The organism is Nonlabens marinus S1-08 (assembly GCF_000831385.1).
GTDB lineage: Bacteria > Bacteroidota > Bacteroidia > Flavobacteriales > Flavobacteriaceae > Nonlabens > Nonlabens marinus.
This window is the reverse complement of record NZ_AP014548.1, coordinates 949336-962188: the sequence shown is the minus strand read 5'-3', so window position 1 is coordinate 962188 and position 12853 is coordinate 949336. Positions and strand designations below refer to the sequence as shown.

The window sequence follows — 12853 nt, the reverse complement described above, 5'->3', positions numbered from 1 at the left end:
GCTATGGAAGCAATAAACGGACAAGAACTAGGAGAAAAAGTCATACGTGTCATAAAAACCATTTATGACCCTGAAATTCCAGTAGACATCTACGAGCTAGGTTTGATCTATGACGTTATGGTAAGTGAAGAGGCTGAAGTAAAAGTGCTCATGACCTTGACATCCCCTAACTGCCCGGTAGCCGAGTCGCTGCCTGCGGAAGTAGAAGAAAAAATAAAGTCTCTTAAAGAAGTGAAGGATGCTGAGGTCGAGATCACCTTTGACCCGCCATGGAACAAAGATTTAATGAGTGAAGAAGCAAAACTAGAGCTAGGAATGCTCTAAATCAAACCCAACTGTGAGAGAAGAAATCATCAATAGAGTAGCTAGTTCTAAACTTAAGAACTTTGATCTGGAGGACTTTTATGCGCCAGGCACTCGCAGCTCCATTGATATTTCCCAATGGCTCATGGAAGGATTGGTGCTTGTGGAATCCCGCTTTCGCGAAAGCGTAAAAACAACAGATTTCACTGCATATAAAAATCACCATGTGGCACTGCACTGCTCTACTGATGCCATCATCCCAGCATGGTCGTGGATGTTATTACAAGCAGAACTTTCAGGCATAGCGACAACTGTTGTTCAAGGTTCTCTAGAAGATCTAGAAACCTTGATCTACCGAAGGATTATTGAAGATCTTGATGTTTCCATGTTTGAAAATTTACCAGTTATTGTAAAGGGTTGCTCTAAAAAACCTGTACCAGTAGCTGCTTACATGATGATTACAGAAAAACTACAACAAGTAGCAAGCAGCGTGATGTATGGCGAGGCGTGCTCCTCAGTTCCTGTATTCAAAAAGAAAAAGAGTTTATAAATTCTCTTACTTCCCCAGTAAAAACAACCAATTCCTACAAGCTTTATAGCTAAACGACTTAATTTTGTGTCTGATCAAACTTTAATTAGACATGAAAAAGTTTTTACTATCTGCTTTACTGGTATCCTCAATCACAGTAGCCCAAGCACAAGAAGACGATTCCAAAGAGCCTAAACAAGGCTGGACTAAAGGAGGTACCTTCCAATTACTGTTCAATCAATCTGCTTTTAATGCAGAGTGGACTGGAGGTGGTACTTCTAGCATAGCTGGAAATGCGGGAATCAATTATGATTTCAATTACTTAGAAGGTCGTACTACCTGGGATAACAAATTTATTGCTGAATATGGTATTACTAAACAAGATGGTGATGAATTCATACGCAAAACAAACGATAGGCTAGAGTTCAACTCGGTTTACGGGTATAAAATATCTGATGATAGCCGTTGGTCGTATTCCTTCTTCTTAAATGCGTTGACTCAATTTGCTAAAGGGTACACCTTTAGTGAAGATCCTGATACAGGTGAAACCATACGTACTGAACGCACTCACATCCTATCTCCTGGATATTTTCAAGCGGGTCCAGGTATGTTGTACAAGAAAGGAGAAAGCTTATCTGTCAACATTGCTCCAGCAACCGCACGCTTGATTTTAGTAGATGACCAATTCACATCTACTGCAGGCTATGTAGATGGAGATTATTTTGGAGTGGATGCGGGAGCGAGTTCTAGGTTCGAATTCGGTGCTTCAGTAAATGCGCTGTACAAGTTGGAATTGGCAGAAAACATTACTATGGACAATGTACTGCTGCTTTATTCCAATTATTTAGACAAACCAGGAAATGTAGATATCAACTACTCCGCAGCGGTGAACATGAAGGTGAATGAATGGTTAAGTGCCAACTTAATTTTTCAAGCTATTTATGATGACAACGCCGTCGGTGCCTTTCAGATACGTGAAGTTTTTGGTTTAGGACTTAATTACAAGTTGTAGGTCTACTTCATATATGATTAAAAATCCACTCATAGAAGAGTGGATTTTTTATTGAATCAAAGGCATCTTAATACAAGGTTTTGAAACTCTCAATAGGTTTTTATATTTGTAAAATCACTACTATACCCATAGCTTATGAAATTTTGGATGTCTCTGGGCACACTTTTCACCTTAGTTTTAACTGTCAGCGCTCAAGATGCTGGCGATGAGGATCAGCTGGTTGACGGCTGGAACAATCAAGGGAACTTTCAGTTTTTATTTAATCAATCAGCATTTAATAAGGACTGGACCGGCGGTGGGACTTCTAGTATAGCGGGTAATTTGAACGCAAACATAGAGTTTAATTATACTAAAGATCGCGTGACCTGGGAAAATGATATCATCCTTGAATATGGCTTGACTAAACAAGATACCGACCCATTTACTCGTAAAACCAATGACCGTATAGAAATCAATAGCGTTTATGGATATGAAGTAAATAAGGATGATGACACAGCCTACTACTCCTTTTTCATTAATGCTATGACACAAGCAACTAAAGGGTATACCTTTAAAAAAGATAGCTTAGGAAATACCATTAGAACAGAGCGCACTAACTTTTTCTCTCCTGGATATTTACAAGCAGGACCTGGATATTTGTACAAAAAAGGAAGCTTTTTAAGCATCAATCTAGCTCCATCAACGGCACGAATAATTATGGTAGACGATAAATTTACCAGTGGTACAGACTATGTGGACCGCAGCTACTTTGGAGTAGCATCTGGAGAAGAGCGTCGCTATGAGCTGGGAGCTTCCTTAAATGCTTTCTATAAACTTACCCTATTGGAGAACATTACAATGGACAATAAATTATTGCTGTACTCCAATTATTTAGATCAACCCGGGAATGTGGATATCAACTACCTAGCACATATTAAGATGAAAGTCAATGACTGGGTGAGTGCTAAATTTATTTTCCAAGCCATTTATGATGACAATGCGGTGGGAGCTTTTCAGATCAGAGAGGTTTCTGGACTTGGCTTGAGCTATACGTTGTAGAAGGGCTTGGGTAATTTCGCTTTCGCGAAAGCGAAATAGTTCCAAAAAATCGCTACGTCAAGGTTTTAAGCAATCCTGACAAGATACTGACCCAAACGAAATTGAATATAGATTTAGTCTTGTTGCGATCTGAATCACCACTTCCTTCTCGGTAATGATTGCCATCTTTCTCGCTGTTTTTAGCCACAAATAAGTTGACGATGCCTGATACTAACTTATTCTTCCCTTTGCCGTTTTTACGCATTACAATGACTTTAAAATCCTCGTATTTCATCTTGATGGAGGTCTGAGAATGGCTGTTATCTCCTGAGATGTCAAAATAAACCTCGTCTAAGGTTCCTTCAAATCCCACGTTGAGATTAGGTTGTACAAAGGAATTGATGTTTTGAGCTGGTAATTTTCCCAATCGACCACTAAAACGGAAGACGTCGCTGGTATTATGTACATCAAAAGTCCAATCTACATGCAGCTTACTTTGCTGGAATTTGCCGTCAACAACTATTGTAGTCTTTTCCCCTTTTGCCTGCGTATTACCTACTCTGGAAAGGTCAATATCCATTTCCGTAAACTCGATACTTCCTGCAGGTTGATCTGCCTTAGCTTTTTCCTCATAAACGATATGGGCTTTTGAAACTTGAATGCTGTCTACCATTAATTCCATCTTCAAGTCTCTTAACATCTTACTATACAGGGGTTTGAAAGACGTATCATCCGCTACTAATTTATCCCTGTAAATAGAAAGATTCGGCTGATCTATGTGGAGTTGTTTTGCTTTGGCAAATAGTTTTCCATTTGTGAATCCAAAATCGTAGTTCAAAATAGATGCTGAAGGAACTTCTAGTATGGTATAGTCTCGTTCTGTTGGGATCATTCTAGCGTATTGCTGCTTGGAATATTTAGGCTTAATAGAAAGGTCTTTCAAGTAAATATCATGATCTTCTAGCTTGAGGTTTTTCACAGTCAGATCCTCATAAGGGCTTATTTTCATAAACATGGAATCACTTTGCAACAACACATGCTCATAGATAATAGGAATACGCTTCTTGATTCTTGAAGCATCAGTCCTGATGTCTTTTACGGCAAGAGAAGCTTTTGAAATGTTGAGAACTACAGAGTCTTTACTCTCATCATAAATAGTCAATGAAGTATCCTCTATATTCAGTGCTTTGATCAAGATGGTTTTATCAACGGTAGCTAACGGGTCTTGATCAATACTATCTGTCTTAGAAGCACTGACGAAGCGTTCTTTGAAGTAGACGATGTTGTTTTTATCAATATCAATTTGATCAAATTCAATTTCTTCATTAAAGAAAAACTCATAATAACCAAAACCAGACAGTCGCAACTTATCGATGGTAGCTCTGGTATGAATAACGGTATCTGTTTGATTGTGAATGCTTAAATCTATACCCTCAATAGAAATAGTACCAGTGAAGGTGCTCATGTACAGATCCCCATAAGTTAAGTCTACCTGCGGTGATAGTTGCTCTGCAAGAAAGTTTTCAACTTTAGTTTTAACCAAATGATTGGCATAGAAATAACCACTTACTGCAAGAAGCAGCAACCCTAAAAAAATGTAGAACAGAGTTTTTTTCATGGTCAGTGAGTGACGCAAGGCCTAATAAAAAGTAGTGTATTTCTATTCCTCCTCACCCATAACATCTGGATATAAGAAAGCATTGTATGGAAACCTAGAGACATGAATTTCACGAACTTTATCATAGACTTTCTTACGAAACTCGTCCATGTTTTCCTTTTCAATCGCACTAATGAATATAACGTCGTCCCCCATACGAGACATCCAGGTTTTCTTCCACTCTTCCAGCGAGTAGTGCACTGAAGAGCGGTCTGTCATTAGATCGGACTCATCATATTCCTCCGCTTTATATTGATCAATCTTATTAAAAACCATGATGGTAGGTTTGTCTATCGCATCAATTTCATCTAAGATTTTGTTTACTGAAGCAATATGATCTTCAAACGATTCATGAGAAATATCTACCACGTGAAGCAACAAATCTGATTCTCTCACTTCATCCAGTGTTGATTTAAAGGACTCTACCAATTGTGTAGGTAACTTTCGTATAAATCCTACGGTGTCAGTCAGTAAAAAAGGAAGGTTTCCTACCACTACTTTACGAACGGTGGTGTCCAGCGTTGCAAAGAGTTTGTTTTCAGCAAACACATCGCTTTTAGAAACTACGTTCATCAGGGTACTTTTACCCACATTTGTATAACCTACTAATGCGACACGGACCAATTGCCCACGATTGCCACGTTGGGTGGCCATCTGCTTGTCAATTTTTATCAGTTTTGCTTTGAGAAGGGTGATTCTATCGCGTACAATCCTTCTGTCCGTCTCAATTTCTGTCTCTCCGGGTCCACGCATACCGATACCCCCTTTTTGGCGTTCCAAGTGTGTCCATAACCCAACCAACCGCGGCAATAAGTATTCATACTGCGCTAATTCTACTTGAGTTCTTGCATAGCTGGTTTGAGCGCGCTGCGCAAAAATGTCCAGGATCAAATACGTTCTATCAATGATTTTTGCTTCCAGCACTTTTTCAATATTGCGTTGCTGGGCAGGCGATAATTCATCATCAAAAATGATGGTATCAATATCATGGGCTTTAACATAAGCATGGATTTCTTCCATCTTACCTGTCCCGATAAAAGTTTTAGGATTAGGCTTTGCCATTTTTTGGCTGAACCTTTTGTGAACGGTTGCGCCAGCCGTGAAGGCAAGGAATTCCAACTCGTCCATATATTCATTGAGCTTTTCCTCATCTTGTGATTGCGTGATCACTCCTATGAGTATGGCCTTTTCGTACTCGTGATTATCAGTTTCTAGCATATATAAAACAACTTATCTCAAAGATACCTTTTAATGCAAGCGACACGGGTATCTTTGAGATAAGGTTAAGATTTGTGAGGTTATTCTTAAGCGTCGCTCAATAGTTGTTCTGCGATAGCTATAGCCTCATAAGTTTGTTCTTTTACTGCCTGGATTCCTTCATAGGATTCCTGAAGTATTGGCATTTTTTCGTCAAGATCCTCTTCAGTGGTTGGAGCTTTCGCCTCATAAGGGAATTTAGTGGAATAGTCTTTCATCCAGTCCATCATTGCAGCATGAGCTTCATCCAACTGCGTTTTAGCTTCTGTCAATTGAGCAGCAGTGGACTTTGGAACATTTTCTTTTCTTAAGTGCTCATCAATAGCCATACTTAAATCCATCAAGGTTCCCATGTCTGCCATAACCTCATCGTGGGTTTCAATGGTTTTCTCAGTCAAATTTTCAAAAGCTTCGATTCTAGCAGAAGTAGGATCTGCCTTTTCCTGCTTACAAGAAAGCAGCAACACACAGATAAGCAGCAGATGTATGGTATACTTTTCCATAATTGTTTGATCAAATTACTAAAGCATCTTGAAAATAAGGTGCTCGTTAACAAAATGTTGCAAATGTTAAAAAAGCTTGCCGCTTAATAAAAACTTAAATCCATACAGCTTCAAGCAGCTAAAGCTGCAAATATACCTAGCATCGTTTGTTGATATACAATCGATTCAACGACCATTGTTTATAAAAGCAGATTTCCTATTATGTTTGGTATTCTGTAAACAGCTATAGATGTTCCCCATTGCCTTCCATCCTATTTACAAACACCCTTTGCCAGAAGGCCATCGATTCCCTATGATTAAATACGAATTGTTGCCACAACAGTTGCTACATGAAGGAATTGCACGACAAGCAGATTTTTTTGAACCTAGCAAATTGTGTAGTGATGAAGACGTGTTGCGAGTTCATAACGGCGAGTATCTGGAAAGCTTGAAAAACTTGACGCTAGACAAACGGGCCGCACGTAAACTAGGCTTTCCATTAAGTGGACAGCTGGTAGAAAGAGAATTGCGCATCGCTCAAGGCACCATTGAAGGTTGCCTAAAAGCCATGCAGCATAAAGTGGCAATGAATATTGCTGGTGGGACACACCACGCTTATACAGATCATGGAGAAGCCTTTTGCTTGTTAAATGATCAAGCCATTGCGTCTCGATACTTGCAACATCATAATCATGCAGAGAAGATTTTGATTGTAGATCTAGACGTGCATCAAGGAAATGGTACCGCTGAAATCTTTCAAAATGACGACAGCGTTTTCACATTTTCCATGCACGGAGCCGGAAACTACCCCTTTAAAAAAGAGAAGTCTGATTTAGATATTGCGTTACCTGATGGGACAGATGATGCCACATTTTTGGATGAATTAAAACAGCATCTTCCAGACCTGATTGCGCAAGAAAAACCAGATTTTATATTTTATTTAGCTGGCGTTGATGTGCTCTCTAGCGATAAATTAGGCAGGTTAGGAATGACCCTGGAAGGATGTAAGCAGCGAGATGCGTATAGTTTTTCCGCTTTCGCGAAAGCGAAACACACCTCAAAATCTTTCATACCAGTACAATGCAGTATGGGAGGCGGTTACTCGCCAGACATACGACATATCATCGATGCTCATGCCAATACTTACCGGGTAGCAAGAGATATTTTTAACTGATCCAGCGTTTTCTAGAGGCGTGAATGGCAAACAACACCAAAACTACATCCAGTAACATCACTAGATAAAACAGAGTTTGATCTACAGTGCCAACCAATTCTAAAGCTCCAGAATATACAGTTTGTGCTGAGCTGATTAAAATAGAAATCAAAGACACCACAGCAAGGGTGACCGCAAACTTTTTGCGAGCAAGTAGTAAAATACAGGATAGGGTACCAGATATTACAGCAATCGCAAAGTTGAACATATACCAGGATGGGCGATTGTTGTACATCTCCATCTGTTGCTCATTGAATCCAGCTGTTAGCGCTTCTGGCATTGCGACCTCTGTTCCAAATGCGATGAGCCCTATAAGATTCCAAAGCAATAGAATCACAGCCACTATCCAGAACCAAACAGGCGGTTTTATTTTTGTTGATCTCATTATAAAGTTTTTAGTTGATTACCTAAACATAGCCTTATTTTTTTGAATCGTCAAATAAGCGAGAACTCTCGTCGTTTAAAATTGGCACCCTTATTGAAATTATCCAGTACTTATCTTTACACCCTTATGAAATTTTTAATTTTAATTTTTGGATTCCTAATAACCTCGTTGATAAGCGTGAACGCTCAAAACCGAGTATCGATGAGCATCGTTGATAATGAAGATTGTGCAGCACTAGCTAAACAAAAAATGACGTTCCTTTCAGACGGATCCCTGCAGAGCGACCGTGTAGTGGCGTTAGAGATGGAAAAATTGAAAGCGTGTGGCATCGATGATTATGACGTTCGGTTTTTTGGAACTATTGATGCGTTGTCCTCTTTGCTCAAGAAAATGACCAAGGAAAAACGATTAGAGTTTTTGACATATGGCGATTTGATTACCAACATCAAGCGCATGAAAGAAACTGAGAATTTCCAAAAACTCAAGAGCCTTACGCAAATAAGCCAGCAGCTTGCAGAACGACAAGCAAATATTACAACCTGGTCTAAGGACGTTCAACTTTTCAATGAACTAGGAGCCTCAGAAACTGTTAAGGACAAAGTCTACCGTTATTTAAGAGAGCATCCAGAAAACACCCTTACCTACCAAGAATTATTGACGAAACTGCAAAAGTAGTTTTGTCTATTTTTAACGAGTGAGATATTCAGGACTCAAATTATGGTTTGCGATGCGAGTTGCGTTTTTCTCTGCTGCAATTTCGTTCCCAACATTAGCTAGCGGCCGCCCAGAAATTACCATTATAACTTTTGCTAGTATAGGAGTTCCAGTAGGAATTCTGGTATATCACTATTTCTACAAACAAGAGCGTTTCGTCTTCCTAAATGTTGGGATTAAGAAACGAGAACTTTACCTATTTGCTACCTTATTTATCTGGATCGTCTCTATTCCCATGTTTCTTATGAATTGGTGGATCAATGGATAAGTTGAACCTACATATCAGCGATTTACAATTGGCCTATGGCAATCTCACGATTTTGAACGGCATTGATCTAGAGTTGGAAACTGGTAAAATCTACGGATTGCTGGGTAGAAATGGCGCAGGAAAATCCTCGTTAATGCAAAGTCTGTTTGGAAGCATCAAAAAAGCACGCTTCAACGCTTATTTGAATGGACTTCCACAAAATATCCTTCAGCCAGAAAATCAGCTTATCAGCTATTTACCCCAAGATCCGTTTTTAATGAAAGGTCTTAATGTGACTGACGTTGTGCAGTATTGGTTTCCTGACCCTGAGGATCAGGACAATATTCTATATGAACCCATGATACACCCCATGCATCACAAAAAAGTAGGGGTGCTTTCTATGGGAGAACGACGTTTTCTTGAGTTTCTTTTGGTTTTCTACTTGCCTCAACGATTGCTATTACTCGATGAGCCCTTTTCTGGACTGGCACCCTTACAATTACAAAGAACTCAAGAGTTGATTCTAGAAAAAGGGAAACACAAAGGAATTCTCATTTCAGATCATTATTTTGATAATGTGCTACAACTAAGTCATCACAACTGGATGTTGCGCCATGGCAAACTAAAAGCAATAGCTGCTGAAGCTGTTCATGCGGCCTACAGCAATGTCTGATTAATTCTGCGTGATGTATTTTTTAGGCGTCGTACCATACTTTTTCTTGAAGGCGCTGATAAAGTGGCTGCCGGTACTGTAACCTACTTTCAAACCCACCTCGTTTACATTATGTTGGCCGCTATCTAATAATTGGCGAGCGTATTCGAGTTTATGTTCTAACAAGAACCCGTAAACGGTATCTCCATACACCTCTTTAAAACCTTCTTTCAGCTTTTTGAGTGGTAATGCGATTTCAGTAGCAAGATCTGCAAGAGATGGTGGGTCTGTCATGCGTTCGATGATAATGTCTTTGGCCATTTTTATTTTAGCCATATTTTTCTCGTCTACTAAGAAAGGACAGGCCTCCACATCTGGATCATCTTTAGTATTAAAATACAGTGACAATAATTCATAGGCTTTACCCTTAAAATAAAGTCGCTTGATGGCATCGTTCAAGTTATAATTCATCAATTGATGCAAAGCAACCGCCATAGACGGTGATACTTTCCCGTCTACATAGTATTTTTTATCCCGATTCTCCGTACTTAAAAAGCTCACATGATCTGCGTCTGGGGAGAACAAAGAATGGAATTTTTTGATAGAAACCAGCACCACGACAACCCAACTGTTGGGTGCTACATTGAGGTTCACCGGTAAATCACGTGTAGGGTTGTACAACAAATAAGAATTTTGCTCTTGTAAGGGCAACTGATAGCTCCCCTCGTTAAAAGCCAACTGCACACTGCCTTTAAGACAGAAATGAAATTGTATAAAACTATGGTCTACTGCATGCTCAAACTGCTCTTTTTCAGCAGTTTCGTTCTTAATGCGTACCACTTGAAATCCCTCTTCTATGTGCGTTACTTCTACAGCACTTGTAGCGGTATTTAACATATCCTTTCTTATTTTTAATCATTATAAATAGTTCGCTTTCGCGAAAGCGAACTCCTTCACAACACCCTATTTTACTAGAGGTTATCTTTTATTAGTATAAATGTAGCACATTGCGACGAAAATGAAACCTCTAGCGTTATTTTTAACGAAATGCACCAGCTAATTTTGCGACTTATTGCAAATGCAATTCATGGCGAAAGCTTCAAGCAACTTGACAACATTCTACAGCATCGGGATCAGCTATAAAAAAGCAGATGCCGAAATGCGTGGTTTATTTGCATTGAGCGAGACCGCCATTCAAAACCTGATTCAACAAGCCAAAGAATCTGGAATCCCATCACTTGCCGCCATTTCTACCTGTAATCGTACAGAGCTTTATGGTTGTGCGCCTAGTGCTAATCACTTGATTCGCTTGATATGTGAGCATTCCCACGGTACTGTTGAAGAATTTGAGCAAGTAGGTTACGTTCATGAAGATGATGCAGCTAACCGTCATTTGTTCCAAGTGGGAACTGGACTGGACAGTCAGATTTTGGGTGACTTTGAGATCATAGGACAATTGAAAATCGCCTTTAAAAGATCTAAGAAAATAGGGATGCTCAATCCTTACATGGAGCGATTGATCAATGCCGTGATCCAGGCCAGTAAGCGCATTAAGACAGAAACTCAATTGAGTAGTGGCGCTACATCAGTATCCTTTGCGAGTGTTCAATATATTTTGAATGAAGTAGAGCGTGGCAATGAAAAGCGCATTTTGCTTTTCGGTACTGGAAAGATAGGTCGTAACACCTGTGAAAACCTCATTAAGCACACCCAGAACAAACAAATCACGCTTATCAATCGTACAAAAAATCGTGCGGAACGTATCGCTGGTAAATTTGACCTGGTCGTTAAAGATTATGCAGAATTAGAGGAGGAGATCGCTAGTACGGATATCATGATCGTCGCAACAGGTGCTCAAAACCCAACGGTTTCTAAGAACTTGATCGTAACTAATAGGCCTTTACTTATTCTGGATCTTTCCATACCGCGTAACGTAGATCTGGATGTGAGCGAATTGGATAACGTAAAACTCATTCACCTGGATGAATTGTCTAGAATGACAGATAAGGCTTTGCAAAACCGGGAACAGTTCGTACCACAAGCAGAACAAATTATTGAGTCTATCATTTCTGAATTCGGTTTATGGCAGGAATCTCGCAAGTTTGCGCCTACCATGTTTGCTTTAAAATCTAAGCTTGCCGCTCTCAAGGAAGCTGAAATCAAAAGCAACCGTACCAAAATCGATAACTTCAATCAAGAACAAGCAGATGTGATTGCAGACCGCATCATTCAAAAGATTGCAGGTCATTTTGCAAACCATTTGCGGGATGAAGACGAGAATACTCAAGAAGCCATTGAACTGCTCAACAAGATCTTCAAACTAGAAAGCCAGTATTCCATACTACATGACTAAACAAATACGCATTGGAACCCGGGACAGTGAACTGGCTATGTGGCAAGCACGCACGGTTCAAAATGCGCTAGAAGCCTTAGGCCATCAAACCTTACTCGTACCCGTCAAATCTCAAGGCGACCTGAATCTAGACGAGCCGTTGTATGAAATGGGAATCACTGGTATTTTCACTAAAACACTGGACGTGGCACTGGTGAAAGATGAGATTGATATTGCCGTCCACAGTTTAAAGGATGTTCCTACCCAGTTGCCAAAAGGTATGATCCAGGCAGCCGTGATGGAACGAGCAGACCATCGGGATATACTGGTTTATAAATCCAGTTTCAATCCAGACGATCAAATGACCATTGCGACTGGTAGTTTACGCCGCAAATCGCAGTGGCTGAATATGTATCCATTACACAATGTGGTGGACTTGCGAGGCAACGTGAACACGAGACTCGCAAAGCTTCAAAATAATGAGGATTGGAATGCGGCTATTTTTGCCAAAGCAGGACTGGAACGCATTAATATTCTCAAAAATCTACGAGGTTCTTACGGTCTTGAGTATTCACATCTGGACAGTTTTGTACCTGCACCAGCACAAGGCGCCATGATGATCGCAGCCATGGAGCAGAATACCACCGTGGTGGATGCTGTAAGCCAGCTCAATCATTTAAGCACACAAAAGTGTGTAGATGTAGAACGATTATTCCTGCGACGCTTAGAAGGCGGCTGTACGGCTCCCATAGGTGCTCACGCCAGCATACGTCAAGGACGTTTGCATTTTCAAGGGTGCCTGTTATCACTTGATGGCAAACAGCGCATACAGACTACTGGTGTCTGTGAAAGCCTAGAATGGAAAGCGTTAGAGGAGTTCGCTTTCGCGAAAGCGGAACACATATTAGACAACGATGGGTTGAAGCTTATGGCTAGCATTAAAGAAAGTTTGAAATAGTCCTTTCAAAATTTTTGTCCTCCCATTTTGTTATAACTCTTGAAACGAGGCAACTATTTATTATCGATTATATTTTCTCCTCCAATCTATTATGT

At 40.0% G+C, this 12853-nt stretch carries 15 protein-coding genes; 10 read left to right on the top strand and 5 right to left on the bottom strand.

Features of this window, described 5'->3' with window-relative positions; all coding sequences use genetic code 11:
• The first annotated feature begins 3 nt into the window (after positions 1–3).
• The 4 genes from NMS_RS04535 to NMS_RS04520 all read left to right on the top strand — a co-directional run bounded on the left by NMS_RS04535 (position 4) and on the right by NMS_RS04520 (position 2882).
• Positions 4–324 (top strand): SUF system Fe-S cluster assembly protein, encoded by a 321-nt coding sequence (locus tag NMS_RS04535; RefSeq protein ID WP_041495632.1) that lies wholly within the window; start codon positions 4–6, stop codon positions 322–324.
• A gap of 13 nt (positions 325–337) precedes the next feature.
• A complete protein-coding gene (locus NMS_RS04530) occupies positions 338–853 on the top strand; it encodes a DUF2480 family protein (RefSeq protein ID WP_041495631.1) in 516 nt (171 codons plus the stop codon).
• 91 nt (positions 854–944) lie between these two features.
• A complete protein-coding gene (locus tag NMS_RS04525) occupies positions 945–1844 on the top strand; it encodes a DUF3078 domain-containing protein (RefSeq protein WP_041495630.1) in 900 nt (299 codons plus the stop codon).
• Positions 1845–1979: 135 nt separating this feature from the next.
• On the top strand, positions 1980–2882 hold the full coding sequence (locus tag NMS_RS04520) for a DUF3078 domain-containing protein (RefSeq protein ID WP_041495629.1): 903 nt from the start codon (positions 1980–1982) through the stop codon (positions 2880–2882).
• A 52-nt stretch (positions 2883–2934) separates the two neighbouring features.
• Here NMS_RS04520 and NMS_RS04515 read toward each other — a convergent pair whose 3' ends face one another.
• From NMS_RS04515 to NMS_RS04505, 3 genes are all read right to left on the bottom strand, one after another.
• Positions 2935–4479, bottom strand: a complete 1545-nt coding sequence (locus NMS_RS04515) for a hypothetical protein (protein ID WP_041495628.1) — start codon at positions 4477–4479, stop codon at positions 2935–2937.
• Between the two features lie 42 nt (positions 4480–4521).
• Positions 4522–5736 (bottom strand): GTPase HflX, encoded by a 1215-nt coding sequence (gene hflX, locus NMS_RS04510; RefSeq protein WP_041495627.1) that lies wholly within the window; start codon positions 5734–5736, stop codon positions 4522–4524.
• An 86-nt stretch (positions 5737–5822) separates the two neighbouring features.
• Positions 5823–6278, bottom strand: a complete 456-nt coding sequence (locus NMS_RS04505) for a hypothetical protein (protein ID WP_041495625.1) — start codon at positions 6276–6278, stop codon at positions 5823–5825.
• Between the two features lie 229 nt (positions 6279–6507).
• Here NMS_RS04505 and NMS_RS04500 point away from each other — a divergent pair, with 229 nt between their 5' ends.
• The gene (locus NMS_RS04500; protein WP_041495624.1) at positions 6508–7431 is read left to right on the top strand and encodes a histone deacetylase family protein; all 924 of its coding nucleotides are present in this window, start codon (positions 6508–6510) and stop codon (positions 7429–7431) included.
• Here NMS_RS04500 and NMS_RS04495 read toward each other — a convergent pair.
• Entirely contained in the window at positions 7424–7855 is a 432-nt protein-coding gene (locus tag NMS_RS04495) for a hypothetical protein (protein WP_041495623.1), read from the bottom strand. The two genes, NMS_RS04500 and NMS_RS04495, sit on opposite strands and share 8 nt — an antisense overlap.
• A gap of 126 nt (positions 7856–7981) precedes the next feature.
• Here NMS_RS04495 and NMS_RS04490 point away from each other — a divergent pair, with 126 nt between their 5' ends.
• The 3 genes from NMS_RS04490 to NMS_RS04480 are packed head-to-tail and all read left to right on the top strand — an operon-like array spanning position 7982 to position 9489.
• The gene (locus NMS_RS04490; RefSeq protein ID WP_041495622.1) at positions 7982–8530 is read left to right on the top strand and encodes a hypothetical protein; all 549 of its coding nucleotides are present in this window, start codon (positions 7982–7984) and stop codon (positions 8528–8530) included.
• Between the two features lie 19 nt (positions 8531–8549).
• Positions 8550–8837, top strand: coding sequence for a hypothetical protein (locus NMS_RS04485; RefSeq protein ID WP_148311331.1), 288 nt, complete (start codon positions 8550–8552; stop codon positions 8835–8837).
• A complete protein-coding gene (locus NMS_RS04480; RefSeq protein ID WP_052476717.1) occupies positions 8830–9489 on the top strand; it encodes an ATP-binding cassette domain-containing protein in 660 nt (219 codons plus the stop codon). Before NMS_RS04485 ends, NMS_RS04480 begins: the two co-directional genes overlap by 8 nt.
• Here the strand turns inward: NMS_RS04480 and NMS_RS04475 are convergent, their stop codons facing one another.
• Positions 9490–10365, bottom strand: coding sequence for a helix-turn-helix domain-containing protein (locus tag NMS_RS04475; protein WP_041495620.1), 876 nt, complete (start codon positions 10363–10365; stop codon positions 9490–9492).
• 190 nt (positions 10366–10555) lie between these two features.
• Between NMS_RS04475 and hemA the strand changes: the two genes are divergently transcribed.
• Both hemA and hemC read left to right on the top strand, forming a co-directional pair.
• Positions 10556–11821, top strand: a complete 1266-nt coding sequence (gene hemA, locus NMS_RS04470; protein ID WP_041495619.1) for a glutamyl-tRNA reductase — start codon at positions 10556–10558, stop codon at positions 11819–11821.
• Positions 11814–12758 carry a hydroxymethylbilane synthase gene (hemC, locus tag NMS_RS04465; RefSeq protein WP_041495618.1) on the top strand — a complete coding sequence of 315 codons (945 nt, stop codon included), beginning with the start codon at positions 11814–11816 and terminating at the stop codon, positions 12756–12758. The genes hemA and hemC overlap by 8 nt, the downstream gene beginning before the upstream one ends.
• The last annotated feature ends 95 nt before the right edge of the window (positions 12759–12853 follow it).

Bases quoted from the DNA above. Each gene is read 5' to 3' on its own strand.
- NMS_RS04535 (WP_041495632.1), top strand. From the start codon at position 4: ATGGAAGCAATAAACGGACAAGAACTAGGAGAAAAAGTCATACGTGTC.
- NMS_RS04525 (WP_041495630.1), top strand. From the start codon at position 945: ATGAAAAAGTTTTTACTATCTGCTTTACTGGTATCCTCAATCACAGTA.
- NMS_RS04520 (WP_041495629.1), top strand. From the start codon at position 1,980: ATGAAATTTTGGATGTCTCTGGGCACACTTTTCACCTTAGTTTTAACT.
- NMS_RS04515 (WP_041495628.1), bottom strand. From the start codon at position 4,479: ATGAAAAAAACTCTGTTCTACATTTTTTTAGGGTTGCTGCTTCTTGCA.
- hflX (WP_041495627.1), bottom strand. From the start codon at position 5,736: ATGCTAGAAACTGATAATCACGAGTACGAAAAGGCCATACTCATAGGA.
- NMS_RS04505 (WP_041495625.1), bottom strand. From the start codon at position 6,278: ATGGAAAAGTATACCATACATCTGCTGCTTATCTGTGTGTTGCTGCTT.
- NMS_RS04500 (WP_041495624.1), top strand. From the start codon at position 6,508: ATGTTCCCCATTGCCTTCCATCCTATTTACAAACACCCTTTGCCAGAA.
- NMS_RS04495 (WP_041495623.1), bottom strand. From the start codon at position 7,855: ATGAGATCAACAAAAATAAAACCGCCTGTTTGGTTCTGGATAGTGGCT.
- NMS_RS04490 (WP_041495622.1), top strand. From the start codon at position 7,982: ATGAAATTTTTAATTTTAATTTTTGGATTCCTAATAACCTCGTTGATA.
- NMS_RS04480 (WP_052476717.1), top strand. From the start codon at position 8,830: ATGGATAAGTTGAACCTACATATCAGCGATTTACAATTGGCCTATGGC.
- NMS_RS04475 (WP_041495620.1), bottom strand. From the start codon at position 10,365: ATGTTAAATACCGCTACAAGTGCTGTAGAAGTAACGCACATAGAAGAG.
- hemA (WP_041495619.1), top strand. From the start codon at position 10,556: ATGGCGAAAGCTTCAAGCAACTTGACAACATTCTACAGCATCGGGATC.
- hemC (WP_041495618.1), top strand. From the start codon at position 11,814: ATGACTAAACAAATACGCATTGGAACCCGGGACAGTGAACTGGCTATG.